Source organism: Leyella stercorea (assembly GCF_021531655.1).
Map to the genome: position 1 here is coordinate 23,779 of NZ_JADYUF010000033.1, position 16,498 is coordinate 40,276.

Annotated in this window: 14 protein-coding genes and 1 tRNA gene; 10 read left to right on the plus strand and 5 right to left on the minus strand. The window is 51.0% G+C overall.

All coding sequences use genetic code 11. The features are described from left to right. The first annotated feature begins 321 nt into the window (after nucleotides 1-321). From I6E49_RS10150 to I6E49_RS10190, 9 genes are all read left to right on the plus strand, one after another. The gene (locus I6E49_RS10150; RefSeq protein ID WP_235402126.1) at nucleotides 322-915 is read left to right on the plus strand and encodes an IMP cyclohydrolase; all 594 of its coding nucleotides are present in this window, start codon (nucleotides 322-324) and stop codon (nucleotides 913-915) included. A gap of 204 nt (nucleotides 916-1,119) precedes the next feature. After that, nucleotides 1,120-2,142 (plus strand): rod shape-determining protein, encoded by a 1,023-nt coding sequence (locus I6E49_RS10155; protein WP_235402127.1) that lies wholly within the window; start codon nucleotides 1,120-1,122, stop codon nucleotides 2,140-2,142. Nucleotides 2,143-2,292: 150 nt separating this feature from the next. Then, nucleotides 2,293-3,153, plus strand: coding sequence for a rod shape-determining protein MreC (gene mreC / locus I6E49_RS10160; protein WP_235402128.1), 861 nt, complete (start codon nucleotides 2,293-2,295; stop codon nucleotides 3,151-3,153). Nucleotides 3,154-3,181: 28 nt separating this feature from the next. Further along, nucleotides 3,182-3,685, plus strand: coding sequence for a rod shape-determining protein MreD (mreD, locus tag I6E49_RS10165; RefSeq protein WP_235402129.1), 504 nt, complete (start codon nucleotides 3,182-3,184; stop codon nucleotides 3,683-3,685). Next, a complete protein-coding gene (gene mrdA, locus I6E49_RS10170) occupies nucleotides 3,682-5,658 on the plus strand; it encodes a penicillin-binding protein 2 (protein WP_235402130.1) in 1,977 nt (658 codons plus the stop codon). Before mreD ends, mrdA begins: the two co-directional genes overlap by 4 nt. Nucleotides 5,659-5,703: 45 nt before the next feature. Next, nucleotides 5,704-7,179 carry a rod shape-determining protein RodA gene (gene rodA, locus I6E49_RS10175; protein WP_235402132.1) on the plus strand — a complete coding sequence of 492 codons (1,476 nt, stop codon included), beginning with the start codon at nucleotides 5,704-5,706 and terminating at the stop codon, nucleotides 7,177-7,179. Between the two features lie 702 nt (nucleotides 7,180-7,881). Further along, nucleotides 7,882-9,066, plus strand: coding sequence for a GTPase ObgE (gene obgE / locus I6E49_RS10180; RefSeq protein ID WP_235402133.1), 1,185 nt, complete (start codon nucleotides 7,882-7,884; stop codon nucleotides 9,064-9,066). Continuing rightward, the gene (gene pgeF / locus I6E49_RS10185; protein WP_441006970.1) at nucleotides 9,050-9,892 is read left to right on the plus strand and encodes a peptidoglycan editing factor PgeF; all 843 of its coding nucleotides are present in this window, start codon (nucleotides 9,050-9,052) and stop codon (nucleotides 9,890-9,892) included. Before obgE ends, pgeF begins: the two co-directional genes overlap by 17 nt. Next, the gene (locus I6E49_RS10190) at nucleotides 9,892-11,019 is read left to right on the plus strand and encodes a M23 family metallopeptidase (protein ID WP_235402134.1); all 1,128 of its coding nucleotides are present in this window, start codon (nucleotides 9,892-9,894) and stop codon (nucleotides 11,017-11,019) included. The genes pgeF and I6E49_RS10190 overlap by 1 nt, the downstream gene beginning before the upstream one ends. A 104-nt stretch (nucleotides 11,020-11,123) precedes the next feature. Here the strand turns inward: I6E49_RS10190 and I6E49_RS10195 are convergent, their stop codons facing one another. From I6E49_RS10195 to I6E49_RS10215, 5 genes are all read right to left on the minus strand, one after another. Further along, the gene (locus I6E49_RS10195; RefSeq protein WP_235402135.1) at nucleotides 11,124-11,696 is read right to left on the minus strand and encodes an adenylate kinase; all 573 of its coding nucleotides are present in this window, start codon (nucleotides 11,694-11,696) and stop codon (nucleotides 11,124-11,126) included. Between the two features lie 62 nt (nucleotides 11,697-11,758). Next, on the minus strand, nucleotides 11,759-12,298 hold the full coding sequence (hpt, locus tag I6E49_RS10200; RefSeq protein WP_235402136.1) for a hypoxanthine phosphoribosyltransferase: 540 nt from the start codon (nucleotides 12,296-12,298) through the stop codon (nucleotides 11,759-11,761). A gap of 66 nt (nucleotides 12,299-12,364) precedes the next feature. Further along, complete coding sequence (locus I6E49_RS10205; protein ID WP_235402137.1) at nucleotides 12,365-13,576, minus strand: bifunctional 3,4-dihydroxy-2-butanone-4-phosphate synthase/GTP cyclohydrolase II; 1,212 nt, start codon at nucleotides 13,574-13,576, stop codon at nucleotides 12,365-12,367. Between the two features lie 36 nt (nucleotides 13,577-13,612). Further along, nucleotides 13,613-15,532 carry an LptF/LptG family permease gene (locus I6E49_RS10210; protein ID WP_235402138.1) on the minus strand — a complete coding sequence of 640 codons (1,920 nt, stop codon included), beginning with the start codon at nucleotides 15,530-15,532 and terminating at the stop codon, nucleotides 13,613-13,615. 119 nt (nucleotides 15,533-15,651) lie between these two features. Then, the gene (locus I6E49_RS10215) at nucleotides 15,652-16,047 is read right to left on the minus strand and encodes an START-like domain-containing protein (protein WP_235402139.1); all 396 of its coding nucleotides are present in this window, start codon (nucleotides 16,045-16,047) and stop codon (nucleotides 15,652-15,654) included. Between the two features lie 232 nt (nucleotides 16,048-16,279). On the opposite strand from I6E49_RS10215, the gene I6E49_RS10220 reads away from it, so the two are divergent. After that, a tRNA-Met gene (locus I6E49_RS10220) sits at nucleotides 16,280-16,353 on the plus strand. Nucleotides 16,354-16,498 lie beyond the last annotated feature (145 nt).

Here is a 16,498-nt window from a genome sequence, read left to right on the forward strand (position 1 = left end):
GGTTGTGATGGTGAGATGTTGTTATGTTGTAGTTTGAATAATCAAATCACACCACAACAACATTTCAACACTACACCCCCTTAACATACCAACGGCAATGTTGGCAATGTTGGGCGGAAAACCGCTTGCCATTGTCAATGTTGCCGTTTTTTAATATTCAAATCACACCGCAACAACATTTCAACACTACACCATCACCTACACTGCAAATGCCCAATATCAACAAAACAGCCTAATAATCTAATTTTTAGTTATTTTAATATGGTATATCAGCGGTTTTTGCTAACTTTGCAAATTAATCAAAGAAAATAGTAAAAGTATATGGCTGGAACAAAAAAAATCAAGACTGCGCTTATCTCAGTTTTTCATAAGGACGGTCTCGACGAGCTGTTGAAGAAGCTCAACGAGGAAGGCGTTAAATTCCTTTCTACAGGTGGTACACAGGCTTTCATCGAGTCGCTTGGCTACGAGTGCCAGGCCGTTGAGAGCGTTACATCTTATCCTTCAATACTCGGCGGACGTGTCAAGACACTGCATCCGCGCATCTTCGGCGGCATCCTTGCCCGTCGCGACAATGAGGGTGACCGTCAGCAGATGGCTGAATATGCAATTCCTGAGATCGATCTCGTGATTGTAGACCTCTATCCTTTCGAGCAGACTGTAGCAAGCGGCGCAAGCGAAGCCGACATCATCGAGAAGATAGATATAGGTGGTATCTCGCTCATCCGTGCCGGAGCCAAGAACTTCAACGACGTTGTTATCGTTCCGAGCAAGGCAGAGTATGGCATGCTCCTTGACATTATCAACAAGAAGGGCGCAGAAACCGACCTCGCAGAGCGTAAGGTATTTGCCGAGCACGCATTCGGCGTAAGCAGCCACTACGATACAGCAATCCACGAGTGGTTTGCAAAATAAATTTTGAATTTTGAATTTTGAGTTTTGAATTGTCGGCTCCGCCGATGTTGGATTAATTGATTGTAGAGTTGATAGGACAATTCCTTAATCCACAACAGTTAATCAGCGCAGGCGACAATTCAAAATTCAAAATTCAAAACTCAAAACTCCTAATCGCCGCAGGCGACAATTCAAAAATCAAAACTCAAAACTCAAAATTTATAAATGGGATTTTTTTCATTCGTACAAGAAATAGCAATGGACCTCGGCACAGCCAATACCATCATCATCAGCGACGACAAAATCGTTGTTGACGAGCCTTCGGTAGTGGCGCTCGACCGCCGCACCGACAAGATGATAGCTGTTGGCTCAAAGGCCAAGATGATGTATGAGAAGACTCACGACAATATCCGCACCATACGTCCGCTGCGCGACGGCGTTATAGCCGACTTCACCGCATGCGAGCAGATGATGCGTGGACTCATCAAGATGGTTCATACTGGCAGCCGACTCTTCTCGCCGTCACTGCGCATGGTTATCGGTGTGCCTTCGGGTTCTACCGAGGTTGAACTGCGTGCAGTACGCGACAGTGCCGAGCATGCCAACGGTCGCGACGTATATCTGATATTCGAGCCAATGGCAGCAGCCATCGGTATCGGCATCGACGTAGAAGCACCGGAGGGCAACATGATTGTAGATATAGGTGGAGGTTCTACCGAAATCGCAGTCATTTCACTCGGAGGTATCGTGTCGAACAACTCTATCCGCACCGCAGGCGATGACCTTACAGCCGACATCCAGGAGTATATGTCGCGCCAGCACAACGTGAAAGTTTCGGAGCGTATGGCCGAACGTATCAAGATACATGTAGGTTCTGCACTCACAGAATTGGGCGATGAGGCTCCCGAAGACTTCATCGTACACGGACCTAACCGCATCACAGCACTGCCAATGGAGGTTCCGGTATGCTATCAGGAGATAGCACACTGCATCGACAAGACCGTTGCAAAGATCGAGAACGCCGTACTCTCGGCACTCGAAAGCACTCCGCCTGAGCTCTATGCCGACATCGTCAAGAACGGTATCTACCTCAGTGGTGGCGGTGCTCTGCTTCGCGGACTCGACAAACGACTCACCGAGAAGATCAATATTCCGTTCCACATCGCCGAGGATCCGCTCCACAGCGTGGCAAAGGGAGCCGGTGTAGCTCTGAAGAACATCGAACGCTTCTCATTCCTGATGAGATAAAACAGACAAAAGTAAAAAAGTAGAAAAGTAAGAAAGTAAAAAGTGTAGGGCAATTCCTTGCAAATCGGCTTGCTATATATAATAGGTGCCGACGTTACCTTTTTACTTTTTTACTTTTTTACTCTTTTACTTTTTTACTTTTACAACAAAATGCGCAACCTATTAGAATTCCTTTCACGCCACAACCACTGGTTTGTCTTCGTGCTGCTTGAGGTGTTGAGCCTCACGCTGCTGTTTCATTACAACAGCTATCAGGGCAGCGTATGGTTCACATCGGCCAACGCCGTCAGCGGCAAGGTGTACGAGTGGAGCTCGGCTGTGACCCAATATTTCTCGCTCACCGACGTCAACCGTCAGCTCACCGAGCGCAATGTGTATCTCGAACGCGAGGTGGAAATGCTTGCCGAACAGATACGCAAGACGCAGAAGGACACTACCGCTGTGGAGCGTATGCAGCAGAGCGTGATGCGACAGTATAGCACCATACCTGCCAAGGTGGTGAGCTCGTCGCTCGACAAGGCCAACAACCTCATCACAATCGATAAGGGCAGTGCTGACGGTGTGCGCAAAGACATGGGCGTAGTGTGCGGAACGGGTGTCGTAGGCATCGTATATCTCACGTCCGAACACTACTCTGTCATAATACCTGTACTCAACGCGCAGTCGAACATAAGCTGTTCGATACGCGGACGTGGCTATTTCGGCTATCTGCACTGGAACGGCGGTTCGCCCGAATATGCCTATATCGACGACATTCCACGCCATGCCCACTTCAAGTTGGGCGACTATGTGGTGACATCGGGCTACTCGTCGGTGTTCCCATCGGGTGTTATCGTAGGACGAATCAAGCACGTTTACAACTCACCCGACGGTATGGCATACCGTCTTAAGGTGACATTGACCACTGACTTCACTCGTTTGCGCGACGTGTGCGTAATCAACGACACCGAGATGGAGAAGAAGATGGAGATACTTCAGGCGGCCCAGGACTCGCTCAAGGCCCGCCAATAAACATAACGTAATCACCCTCATACAGAAAATGAATCTTAACACAGTAAGAAATTTCATATTCTTCGTCATACTGCTTGTCGTACAGGCACTGGTGCTCAACAACATCCACCTGTTCGGCTATGCCACCCCACTGCTGTATGTGTACTTTCCGCTTACGCTCAGACGCGGCACTCCGCGCTGGGCAGTGCTCCTATGGTGCTTTGCCATGGGCTTGGCGGTCGACATATTCTCGTCGACTCCCGGCGTAGCTTCGGCTTCGATGACCCTCGTCGGACTCATACAGCCTTATGTACTCACATTGTTTGCACCGCGCGACAGTGCCGACGACCTGCGTCCGTCACCAATTACGCTCGGTGTATCTAAATATGTCAATTACATAATCATTATCGTTTTGTTGTACACGCTCACGTTCTTCAGTCTTGAAGCGTTCAATCTGTACAACTGGACACAATGGGCTTTGTGCACAGCGAGCAGCGCCGTGCTGACGATAGTGCTTATATTGGTAATTGAAAACATACGTCGTAAAAGATGAGCAGGTACACTCTCGAAAACCGTCGCTTTGTAATTGGAGGTGTAGCCGTGGCAATTGTCACGGTGTACATTATCCGTCTGTTTACTCTCCAATTAATGAGCGACGACTATAAGAAGAACGCTGACTCCAACGCGTTCCTTAAAAAGGTTGAGTTTCCGTCGCGTGGAGCAATATATGATCGCAACGGTCAGCTGCTGGTGTACAACCAGCCCGCATACGACATTATGGTTGTAATGAACGAAGCCAAAGGACGTATCGACACAACCGAGTTCTGCAATGCGCTTGGCATTACCAAGGAATTCTTCATAAAGCGCATGGACGACATCAAGAACTATGCGAAAAACCCAGGTTACTCGCGCTTTACGCAGCAGCTCTTCATGAGTCAGCTCAGCAACGAGGAGTTCAGCAACTTTCAGGAGAAGATGTTCAGGTTTCCTGGATTCTATGTCCAGCACCGCAGCATACGCCAGTATCAGACATCGTGTGGTGCGCACATCCTCGGCGATGTAGCCGAAGTGTCGCCTGCCGACATTGAGGAGGACGACTATTATCAGCCCGGCGACTACATAGGCAAGCTCGGTGTGGAGAAATACTATGAGAAGGAGCTGCGCGGAGAGAAGGGTGTACAGATATTGTTGCGCGACGCCCGCGGACGAATACAAGGCAAATACATGGACGGAGCCTACGACCGACAGCCCGTGGCAGGCAAGGACCTCACGCTCTCGATCGACCTTAAGTTGCAGGCTTTGGGCGAACGGCTGATGGAAGGAAAGATAGGCAGCATCGTAGCCATCGACCCGCAGACAGGCGAAGTGCTCGCTATGGTGTCGGCACCGAGCTACGACCCGCGTATCATGGTGGGACGCTCGCGCTCCAAGAACCACCGACTGCTGTCGCGCGACGCATGGAAACCGCTGCTCAACCGCTCGATTATGGGTATGTATCCGCCGGGTTCTACATTCAAGACATCCCAGGCGCTGACGTATATGACCGAAGGCATTGTTACACCTGGAACTGCTTTTCCTTGCCATCGTGGCTTTTATTGTCGCGGACTGCATGTGGGCTGTCACTCGCATGCGGCACCTATATCCCTTGTCGATGCCATTTCAACATCGTGCAACGCCTACTTCTGCTGGGGACTCTACTACATGATGGGCAACCGGTCGAAGTATAAGAATCCTTTTGAGGCAATGAACGTATGGCGCGACTATATGGTGAGCATGGGATTCGGCTACAAGCTGGGCATCGACCTGCCGGGCGAGAAGCGTGGAATGATACCTAACGCCGAATATTACGACCGCAACTACCGCGGATCGTGGAACGGACTCACCATCGTGTCAATCTCTATAGGACAGGGAGAGGTGACGCTCACTCCGTTACAGATAGCCAATCTCGGCGCAACCATAGCCAACCGCGGCTACTACTATACGCCTCACGTAGTGCGTAAGGTGCAGAACATGCCGCTCGACACGGCATATACCCATCGCCACTTCACCAAAGCCAACCACCGCTCGTACGATTATGTGGTGGCAGGCATGCGCTCGTCGGCAATGAAGGGAACGTGCAGGGCCTTGTCGCGACTGCCGTTTGAAGCGTGTGGCAAGACCGGTACGGCACAGAACCACGGCCGCGACCACTCCGTATTCATGGGCTTCGCTCCGATGAACAATCCAAAGATAGCCGTTGCAGTGTATGTGGAGAACGGCGGATGGGGTGCCGACTATGGTGTGCCTATAGGCGGACTGATGATGGAACAGTACATCAACGGCAAGCTGTCGCCGGCTGGTGAGGCGATAGCCGGGTCGATGCAGCATCGCCGCATAGGCTACGGACCACGCTTCCCCGGACAGGAACGCAAGGCTGCCGCAGCAAAGAAGGCTGCCGCAGCAAAGAAAGCCAAGGCTGCAAAGCAGTCGGAAGCCGACCAGCAACCCAAGCCGGTTGAAGCGAAAAGTGGCGAACAGCAACAGTAGCCGTGGAATGTCAAACAACTATAACAACAATAGAAATAAGTATTTATGCCAACAACCGACAAACCGCAGAACTTCTGGTCGCAGGTAGACTGGATAACAATAGCCCTGTACATCGGACTTATGGCGTTCGGATGGATTAGCATTTGCGGAGCCAGCTATACATTCGGCGAGAACGACATCTTCGCCCTGAGCACCCGTTCGGGCATGCAGGTGATATGGATAGGCACGAGTATATGTCTGGGATTTGTCATTCTGATGATGGACACGCGCTTCTTCGACACCTTCTCGTATGTCATATACGGAGGATTGCTGTTGCTGCTATTTGCCACGATATTCAATCCGCACGACATCAAGGGTTCGCACTCGTGGCTCGTCATTGGTCCGCTCCGACTGCAGCCTGCCGAATTCGGCAAGTTCGCAACGGCACTGGCGCTTGCCAAACTGATGAGTACGTACGGCTTCAACATAGGGCGATGGAAGGATTTCGCCGCCGCCTGCGCCGTCATCTTCATCCCTATGCTCTGCATCGTAGGCCAGCGCGAGACGGGTTCGGCGCTGGTCTACCTCACATTCTTCCTTGTTCTCTACCGCGAGGGCATGCCCGGCAGCATACTCTTTACGGGAGTTGCCATGGTGGTATACTTCGTTGTAGGCATAAAGTACGAGAACGAGCTGATGTTCGACACGCCCACATCGGTGGGCAGATTTGTCGTGCTCATGCTCGTGCAGATATTCACGGCGTGCCTGGTCGACGTATATACCCAGCAGCGCAGGCAGACCCGCCTGATATTGGGCTACAGTCTGGGTCTTACGATTGTGGCAATGCTCTTCTCGGTGTACGTCATACGCTTCGACGTGACGCTGGTCCAGATAGCCGTATGCGTTGCCATAGCGGTGTATCTGCTGCTCAACGGACTGCGCACACGACTGCCCCAGTACTTCCTGATATTGAGTTTTGCCGTAGGATCGGTAGTTTTCTTCTACTCAGCCGACTACGTATTGAACAATGTGATGGAGCCTCACCAGCGCGTGCGTATCAATGTGCTGCTCGGACTGGACGAAGACCTGGATGGAGCCGGCTACAATGTGCACCAGAGTGAGATAGCCATCGGTTCGGGCGGACTCAAAGGCAAGGGCTTCCTCAACGGAACACAGACCAAGCTGAAGTTTGTGCCCGAGCAAGACACCGACTTCATCTTCTGCACCGTGGGCGAAGAAGAGGGCTTTGTAGGCTCGGCAGGCGTACTGCTGATGTTCCTGGCACTGATATTGCGACTGATGAAGCTTGCCGAACGGCAACCGTTCACCTTCGGCAGGATATACGGCTATAGTGTAGCCTCGGTGTTCCTTTTCCATGTGTTCATCAATGTTGGAATGGTGCTGGGCCTCACCCCCGTTATAGGCATTCCGCTACCGTTCTTCAGTTATGGCGGATCGTCGCTATGGGGATTCACCATTCTGCTCTTCATCTTCCTGCGTATTGATGCCGGAAGAAATTTTGCACAGGGCAGAATTGGCTGATCTCGTATTTCCTTGAAAATCAATCTTATTCGTATTTAGTTGTCGTTTGGTTCTGCCAAGCGACAACTATAATTGTGCTGAAGGGCAACTTCTGCTGAGCAAAAGGACAACTTTAGCTCTCCAAAAGGACTCGTTTTGCTCTCCAAAAGGATTCGTTTTGCTGTCCAAAAGGACTCGTTTTGAAAGGCAAAAGGACTCCTTTTGAAAATCCGACGGAAATTAAGTGAAAAGTGAAAAGGGAAAAGTGAAAAATCCAATGGAATTTAAGTGAAAAGTGAAAAGGGAAAAGTGAAAAATCCGACGGGGTTGCTTTGTTCGGCAATTCGGGTGGCAATGATGTAAGTTCAGGTGTTGTGAGTGGATTGGCTAAGCAAATTGTAGGAGGCTATGGCGTCCCCGCCGTAGCCTGAGCTGTCAGACAGTACATTCTTATTGTTAGTTTTTTTTATACCACTGCTTGCTCAGGTTATGGCGAGGACGCCATAACCTCCTACAGTTAGGTCTTCGTTAAAACAGTCGTATCACTCCACGTTTCGGATGAGTCTTGATTATAAGTGTTTGTGACCCGATATTCGGGGAACAGTCTGATATTAAGTTTGTTTTTGAAGGCGGCAACAGCAAAAAATGGCATGCGCATGCCTAAATGCGCGAAAAAATATTTATCTTTGCAAATATCCAATTTTTTAAAACTGATTATATATAATGGCAGAATCGAATTTCGTAGACTATGTTAAGATATACTGCCGCTCGGGCAAGGGCGGCCGTGGCTCAATGCACCTGCGCCATGTGAAGTACAATCCCAACGGAGGGCCTGACGGAGGCGACGGCGGACACGGCGGCAGTATCTATCTGCGTGGCAACCACAACTACTGGACGCTGCTTCACCTGAAGTTTCAGCGCCACGTCTTCGCTGAACACGGCGGCAACGGCGGACGCGACAAGTGTCACGGCAAGGACGGCAAGGACATCTACATCGACGTGCCTTGCGGAACTGTGGTGTACAATGCCGAAACCGGCAAGTACGTGTGCGACGTTATGCACGACGGACAGGAAGTGCTGCTGCTCAAGGGCGGCCGTGGCGGACTGGGCAACTTCCAGTTCCGTTCGGCTACCAACCAGACTCCGCGCTATGCACAGCCCGGTGAGCCGATGGAGGAGATGACCATCATTCTCGAGCTCAAGCTCCTTGCCGACGTCGGACTCGTAGGTCTGCCCAACGCAGGCAAGTCAACACTGCTCTCTGCCGTGTCGAGCGCACGCCCAAAGATAGCCAACTATCCGTTTACAACGCTCGAACCCTCGCTCGGCATCGTCGACTATCGTGACCACAAGTCGTTCGTAATGGCTGACATACCCGGTATTATAGAGGGCGCGAGCGAGGGCAAGGGTCTCGGACTTCGATTCCTCCGACACATCGAGCGCAACTCGCTGCTGCTCTTCATGGTGCCCGGCGACACCGACGACATAAAGCGCGAGTATGAACTTCTGCTCAACGAGCTGCGCCAGTTCAATCCCGACATGCTCAGCAAGCACCGTGTGCTGGCCGTGACCAAGTGCGACCTGCTCGACGACGAACTCATGGACATGCTGCGCGATACGCTGCCCGACGACCTGCCCGTGGTGTTCATTTCGTCGGTTACGGGTCTGGGCATACAGCAGCTCAAGGACACCTTGTGGAACGAACTCAACTCGGAGAGCAACAAGCTGCAGAGTATCACAGCCGAAGACACTCTCGTACACCGCGACAAGGACATGACACGCTTCGCTGCCGAGATGCAGGCAGAGGGCGAGGACGATATTATCTACATCGACGACGAGGATATCGAGGACGTAGACGACCTCGACGACTTTGAATATGAAGAGGAGGACTATGATGACGCAAAGTAGTCAGAATCCCACCTATTATAATATAGCCGATGGCGTAACGGCCTTCTCCACAACCCGACATGGCGGAGTGGGGCAGGGTGCTTACGCCTCGTTCAATATTAACGAGTGGTGTGGCGACGATGCGCAGCACATTGCCCACAACCGACAGATACTTGCCGACGAACTGGGATTGCCATCGCAGAACATCATCATGCCACATCAGACGCACGGCATCTCTACCCGCATTATCGCAAAGGAGTTCATGACTCTGCCCGACAACATCAAGTCTATGCTGCTCGAAGGCGTCGATGCCGTGATGACCGACCTTACGGGCGTGTGCGTCGGAGTGAGTACAGCCGACTGCATTCCCGTTCTGCTCTACGACAAGGTTCATCACGCAGTGTGCGCCATACATGCCGGATGGCGTGGCACGGTCGCCCGCATAGTATTGAAGGCAATAACCGACATGCGTGCAGCATACCATACTGACCCCACACAGCTCAAGGCCATTATCGGTCCGGGCATTTCGGAGCGCAACTTTGAGGTGGGCAACGAGGTATACAATGCCTTTGCCGAAGCCATGTTTGACATGGATGCCGTGGCACATCGCGAAGTGAAGCGCAACGACGATGCTGCCGACCCTAAAGACAAGTTCCTGATGAAGTGGCACATCAATCTGCCGCTCTGCAATCAGATGCTACTGGAGCAGGCTGGCGTGCCCAAGGAGAATATACACGACACAGCCGTCTGCACCTTCGACAACACCGACGACTATTTTTCGGCACGCCGGCTCGGCATCAATTCAGGCCGTATATACAACGGCATATTCCTAAACCCTAAAGACTAATGAAATTATTGAAAATAAGAACCCTACTATTACTCGCTGCAGTGGTGATGACTACCACTGCAGCCGCACCCGTAAAACAACAGTTCACCGCTGCCGAACAACAGCAGATTAGCATTGCCACACCTGGACTTTTCAGCCGTTCGGATGCCTTCAACGTCGATTTCAGTCTGTTGAAGGCATCAGAATATTCGTTTCCGCTGCCCGTTGGCAAGGCCACTGTGCGCAAGAACAATTCTGTGCAGATAGAGACTAAGGACGGCGATGCGGTGAAGGCGATGTTTGACGGAACCGTGCGCCTGTCGCGAAAGCATAACGAACTGGGCAACGTCATAGTGATACGCCACCGCAACGGATTTGAAACCGTTTATGGCAACAATGCCGAGAACCTTGTAGATGTGGGCACCAACGTACGCGCCGGACAGACCATAGCCATCGTCGGACACAAGGACGGCAAGTTCTACTGCGACTTCTCGATTATGGTGAACGGTGCGCGTATCAATCCTTCGGCAATGATCGACGTGCACAGCCACCGCCTGCGCCGACAGACCCTGCTCTGCGAGAAGAGTGGCAACTACGTCAATGTGAGCGTGCTGGGCGACAAGACCGACATCGAAGAGTCGGCCACCGACATGGAGAAGGATGTGTTTGAGAAGTCGTCGACGTTCAAGTGGAATCTTGAGAAGATGGAGAAGGAGCGCTGGGCGTATCCTCTGCCGGGCGCCAAGGTGATAAGTCCGTACGGAGGCAGGCGTCGACACTCGGGTGTCGACCTCAAGACAAAGCCCAACGACGAGATTGTGGCTGCCTTTGATGGTGTGGTGACACGCTCGTCGAGCTATTATGGCTATGGCAACTGCATCGTCATAAAGCACGCCAACGGACTGGAGACGCTCTACAGCCATCAGTCGAAGAACTTCGTGAAGGTGGGCGATAAGGTGAAAGCCGGTCAGGTGATAGGATTGACAGGACGCACCGGACGCGCCACTACCGAACATCTGCACTTCGAGACACACTTCAAGGGCCGTCGCTTCAATCCCAACCTCATCTTCGACCATACAGCCCGAAATCTGCAGCAGTCGACCATCACGCTGACCAAGAATGGCGGCATAACGTCGAAGAAGAATTGATAAGTCCAGTCTTTCGGGTAAAACAAAAAAGAGGGGCGCTCAGTTTACGATATGATTCGTAACTGAGAGCCCCTCTTATGTTGTTTTATCGGGTTGCGATATTATTAGAGTGCGTCGATAACAGCGCAGATGTCACCGAAGATACGCGGCAGTTCGCCGAGACCGTTGATGTGGTGATGTATGCCCTCTGCCTTATACCACTCGATGAGTGGAGCTGTCTGGTTGTGGTAAACGTCAAGACGCTTCTTGATAGTCTCAGCGTTGTCGTCCGAACGACCGCTCTCCTGGCCACGCTTTACGAGACGTGTCATAAGCTCGTCCTCAGGAACGTCAAGCTCAATCATTGCTGCTACCTTGTGTCCGCGCTCTGCAAGCATCTTCTTGAGAGCCTCTGCCTGCGGGATTGTACGGGGAAATCCGTCGAAGATAACGCCCTTGTGCTCCTTGCCGAAGCTGTCGTATACGCTTGCGAGGATATTAATCATAAGCTCATCGGGGATAAGCTGGCCGTTGTCAATAAATCCCTTGGCTGTCTTGCCAAGCTCTGTTCCGTTCTTGATTTCGTTGCGGAGCACGTCACCAGTTGAGATATGGTTGAAGCCATACTTCTCGATCATAAGGTCGCTCTGGGTGCCCTTGCCTGAACCAGGGGCACCGAAAATTACGATGTTCTTCATCTTTTTAACTTAAAAATAAATATGTACTGTTTGTTCTGTTGTTACTGATTAAGCAGTCGTGTCTATTCTTCCACCACTGTGTATATGTCCTTGAGGTTGCGTCCCTGCTGGTCGTAATCAAGTCCGTAGCCCACAATGAAGTCGTTGGGAATATCGAATGCCGTGTAGCGTATGTCGAGTTCGGTCTCAAGACAGTCGGGTTTGAGCAGCAGTGTGCAGATGTGTATCGTCTCAGGCTGCTTCTCGGCGAGTTGGGCGAGAATTGCCTTCATTGTCAGTCCCGACTCGATGATGTCCTCTACGATGATGATGGTGCGGCCCTTGATGTCATCGTTGAGACCTATCAGCTGCTTCACTTTGCCGGTAGACGATGTTCCGGCATACGACGACATCTTGACAAACGATATCTCGGCAGGCACGGTTATCTCGCGCATCAGGTCGGCTGCGAACACAAACGAGCCGTTGAGCATTGCCAACAGCAGCGGGTTCTTGTCTGCCATATCGTTGTTGATACGGTCAGCCAGAGCCTTGACACGCTTCTTGATTTCCGCCTCGGGGATAGAGGTCTTGAATGTCTTGTCTTTTATCTTTACTATACTCATTGATTGTTGTCTGTAATTAGGTGCAAAGTTACTGCAATTCGGAGACAATACAAAATAAACTGAATGCTATTTCAGGTGCAAAGAGTGGCCCATACGGTCGCGCTTTGTCTTGAGATAGCGCTCGTTATACTTGTTGGGCATCACTTCGATGGGCACGTTCTCTACGATTTCGAGTCCGTAAGCCTCAAGTCCTACGCGCTTGGTCGGGTTGTTGGTGAGCAGACGCATCTTGTGTATGCCGAGGTGGCGCAGCATCTGTGCTCCGCAGCCGTAGTCGCGCTCGTCGGCCTTGAAGCCGAGGTGTACGTTGGCGTCGACTGTGTCGTAGCCCTCTTCCTGCAACTTGTATGCCTCAATCTTGTTCATCAGTCCGATGCCGCGGCCTTCCTGCTGCATGTATACTACGACGCCTTTGCCCTCCTTCTCGATCATCTGCATTGCCTTGTGCAGCTGCTGTCCGCAGTCGCAACGCATCGAACCGAGTATGTCGCCAGTTGCGCATGATGAGTGTACGCGTACGAGCACCGGTTCGTCTTCGCTCCATTCGCCCTTGACGAGAGCCATGTGTTCCAGTCCGTTGCTCTGCTGGCGGAACGGTATGAGGCGGAAGTGTCCCCACTCGGTGGGCATGTCTACCTCTTCGCCGACCTCGATGATTGATTCCTTCTTAAGTCGATAGGTGATAAGGTCCTTTATAGTGATGATGCGCAAGCCCCATTCCTCTGCCATCTTCTGCAGGTCGGGCATGCGTGCCATTGTTCCGTCGTCGTTCATGATTTCCATAAGGGCACCGGCGGGACGCAGTCCGGCAAGACGGCAGAGGTCGATTGTAGCCTCGGTGTGTCCGCAACGGCGCAGCACGCCATTGTCCTGGGCATACAGCGGATTGATATGGCCCGGACGTCCGAATGTCTGCGGTGTCGATGCAGGGTCGGCAAGCGCCTGTATTGTTGCTGCACGGTCGGCAGCCGATACGCCGGTGGTGCATCCTTTAAGCTTGTCGACGGTCACGGTGAACGGTGTGCCGAGCATACTTGTGTTGTCGCTCACCTGGTGGGGCAGGTCGAGCTCCTCACACCTCGACAGCGTGATAGGTGCGCAAAGCACGCCACGTGCGTTCTTAAGCATGAAATTCACTTTCTCCGGAGTAATCTTCTCGGCTGCGATTATGAGGTCGCCCTCATTCTCACGGTCTTCATCGTCAACGACGATTACAAATTTTCCTTCTTTGAAGTCTTTCACGGCATCCTCAATGCCGCTGAGTTTGAACTCTCCCATATTTCAGATGTTTAATGTGTATCTATTAGTTATATATTATAATGTGTGTCCATCGCGCTGGGCAATGGCTTTTATTCTTTCGGTTATTATGTCGTTTTCGGCCTTTATCGTGCGCAGGTCGCGCAGCAGACGCAGGCGGTATCGCCACATGCGCATATACAGGATGAATCCCAACGGCGCTATTATAGCCGACATTATGTTGAGCCATTTGCGCTCGAAGGGCCGTGTGTGTGCCTTGACCGATATGATAGGATATGCGCTCAGATGGTTGATGATGGTGCGGTCGCGCGAGTTGCTGAGGTCTTCTATCACATTTTTGAGCTGCTCGTATATGCCGGCAATGGCGTGGTCGGGCTCGTATCTGAAGAAGACGCGAATCCAGTTGGGCGCATGTTTCAGGTTGTGATGCTCTGAGTAGGTCGTAACTTGATTGCTTATGTCCATCAGCATATGATAGTCTGAGGCGTAGTCGGGGTCGTTGATGATAACCTCCTTGCGTGCCACGTGTCGTTTTACGCGCAAACCGAAGAATCGGCGCAAGAGGTCGATGTACACTTCGACGTTGAACACAACCGAATCGTTGGTGGCTTTATAAGTAAAGAACGCCGCCATAGGTATAAGCACGGTGGGCGCGAGGCTCAGTCCGAACCACAGAGTCCACATTCCCTTCTTCGCCATGGTCTGTCCGGTGTTGTCGAGGATATAGTAGACGATGAATACGAGCACCGATATGAGCACCGGCAGTCCCAGTCCGCCCTTGCGTATGATGGCTCCGAGCGGTCCGCCTATGAAGAAGAACACCAGACATGTAAGTGCAAGCGAAATCTTGCTGAACCATTCTATCTCGTGCTGGCGTATGATGCGGTCGCCGTCGGATGTCATCATCTGCTTGAAGTCGAGGTCGGTGGTGCGCGACCGTACTTGTTGCTGGGCATAACTGATTGCCGAACGCTGTGCATCGGACGACAGTCGGGCAAAGGCCGAGTCGACATTGTATTTCGGAGTGCTTGCAAGTGTCAGCGCACGCATTGAGTCTTTCTTCGAGACTGGTCTTATGTTGTACACCATACGCATGTCGTCGTTGTAATATACGCGTCCGATGCTGTCGTATAGGGCTTTGATAGAGTCCTTGTCGTGTGTGATTTGTGCGAAGCCTTTAGCCTTGGCGTTGTTTGAGAGACCCGATCCGTCGTTCATATTGAAGTCGCCGTCGTAGTCGAGCAGTATTCGTTTGGCTGTGAACGACTCTCGACGGTATGGTACAGCGGCGTTTCCGGCAAGCTCCTGGGCCTGCATGTTCTCAAACCATTCGCCGTTCCACAGCGTCATGAGCAGGTGTTTCTTCTCGGCAGTGGCTTGCAGCATGCCCGAATCGGCAAGTATTATGGCCTGGTCCTCGTACGATCCCGTCATACGATAAATCATGATGCCATACAGTTTGCCCGTATTCAGGTCTTTCTTCTGTACGTAAATGTTTGAGTTGGGAATGCCGTCATAGAATATTCCTTCAGGAATTTCGAGCTCAGGACTCTTCTGTTTCATCGACAGCAACATCATCATCAGATGCTTGTTGGCGTTAGGTCCGATGGTGTTCTGGAAGTATAGTGATGTGAAACAGATGAGCACGCTTATGGCAATGAGCGAGCGGAAAGCCTGCATCAGCGAGATGCCGGCAGCCTTTATTGCTGTCAGCTCCGAGCTTTCGCCCAAATTTCCGAATGTGATAAGCGATGATAGGAGTATTGCCAGTGGAAGGGCCTGCGGAACGAACATCAGACCCATGTACCAGAAAAATTCGGCAAGCACGTCCATCGACAAGCCCTTACCTACGAGCGTGTCGATATAGCGCCACAGAAACTGCATCATCAGCACAAACTGGCAGATGAAGAAGGTTCCGATGAACAGAAGACCGAATTGCTTTGCTATGAATATGTCTAATTTCTTTATTCGAAACATTATATATATATAGGTATACCGAATTGCAAAATTAGCATAAATATTTCATAAACTATTACTTTTTATGTTTTTTTGCAGACGTGCTGCTGCAAAATACCTATACGTTGTGTGCCGTCGTATTACACCCCGCTTGTGCGGCGCAATCTTTCGAAGTTGTGGCTCCATGTGTCCTGCAGCCATTCGAGATCGTCGTTTGACACAAAATCGGTGATGTGCAGCGTGTATTGACCCGACAGTGTGCTGCGTTCCATACGAATCTCTACAAACGATTCGTCGTCTTCGTCGTCCCATTGCCATCGCACTCGCTCGTACCGCTCGTTGAATGTCAGTGTGGCTTGGCGGGTCTCGTGGTGTCGCCAGTCGTCGCCCCAGGCAAACTCAATGTGCTTGCCGTTCATTTTCACGTCGTCGGCAATCCAGCGGTTTAGTCCTTCGGCTGTGCCGATAAGTTGCCACACGATATTGCGTGATGTAGAATTGAGCGTGTGCTCAATCTCGATTCTTTTCTTGTCCATGCTATTGTTTAAAGTTACACATTTGCAGCTTCGATGCCGCATGGTTAGGTCTTAGTGTAATGGTTGATGCTTTAATATTGTTATACCTTTGCAAAGATAGTGCAAATTTCATACATATCGGTATGAAAATGTATACTTTTTCATGTTTTTCGACAAAAAAGATAAAAAAAGAGCCGAAAAATTTTGGATATAAACAAAAATGTATTACCTTTGCACCCGCAATCAAGACGATGGCGGGATAGCTCAGCTGGTTAGAGCGCATGATTCATAATCATGAGGTCCCCAGTTCAATCCTGGGTCCCGCTACTCTTCCAAGGCTCATAACACAATGTGTTGTGAGCTTTTTTTATGTTATTATAATATATCGGATGCTTTTAGGGATCAAATAATATTGTTGTGTTTTTAACAATCTGCATTTCTTATACAAACAACTGTTTTACCCTATAAAGAT